The sequence below is a fragment of the Micromonospora sp. AMSO12t genome (assembly GCF_008806585.1).
Classification (GTDB): domain Bacteria; phylum Actinomycetota; class Actinomycetes; order Mycobacteriales; family Micromonosporaceae; genus Micromonospora; species Micromonospora reichwaldensis.
In genome coordinates, this window is record NZ_WAAS01000549.1 from 1 (window position 1) to 775 (window position 775).

1 protein-coding gene is annotated in these 775 nt (G+C 75.5%); it reads right to left on the minus strand.

What is annotated here, in order from left to right:
- A partial coding sequence (locus F6X68_RS32900) for an antibiotic biosynthesis monooxygenase (protein ID WP_151457862.1) occupies nucleotides 1-625 on the minus strand: 625 nt, incomplete at its 3' end.
- Between the last annotated feature and the right edge of the window lie 150 nt (nucleotides 626-775).

Sequence of the window (775 nt, forward strand, 5' to 3'; positions counted from 1 at the left end):
CCTGGCGCGCCAGGCGGGGGTCGGCGCGCCAGGGCGCGGGCTGGCCGTGCAGCCACCAGTGCAGGGTCCGGGTGATCCGGGGCAGCACCAGGTAGGTCATCAGCGGGGTCAGCGTGAGGGTCATCATCAGCACCCGGGCGGCCAGCGGCACGTCCGGGAGGAAACGGCTGGTGAGCAGCGTCGCGGTCAGGCTGAGCGGGAAGAACGCCAGCCAGATCGTCACCGCCTGCTTCCAGCGCGGCGGGGAGGGCGGCGGGACCGTCGGCTCGGCGCTGACCGGCACGGTCTGCGCCACGTGCTCCGGCGGCGGGTCGAACCAGCCCTCGACGCCGGTACGCCGCTCGACCCGCGTGTGCTCGACGATGCCCTGCGCCGAGGAGAGCCACCAGTGCCGCTGCGGGGACTCCTCCCAGCGGCGCAGCGTGTCGTGGTCGGCGAAGCGGTAGATGATGTGCCACTCCCCGGAGCCGGGCGCGCTGCGTACCCAGCCGGACCCGAGGAACCCCGGGAACGCCTCGGCCAGCGCCGTGCCGGCCCGCATCCAGGCCACCATCTCGCTGGTCCGGGCGGGGTCGGTGCGCCGGGCGACGGCGACGGTCACCGGCAGCGCGTGGGTCATCGTCATACCGGCCATCCTCTCCGCTCGGAGCCGGTTCGACAGGCTCACGGGCCACCGGTATGACGCACCCCACCAGCGGGGTGACGCGGCCCACCGCAAGGGCCGACGCGGCAGGACCGGTGGGGCCGGCGCGGCAGGACCGGCGGGGCCGGCGCG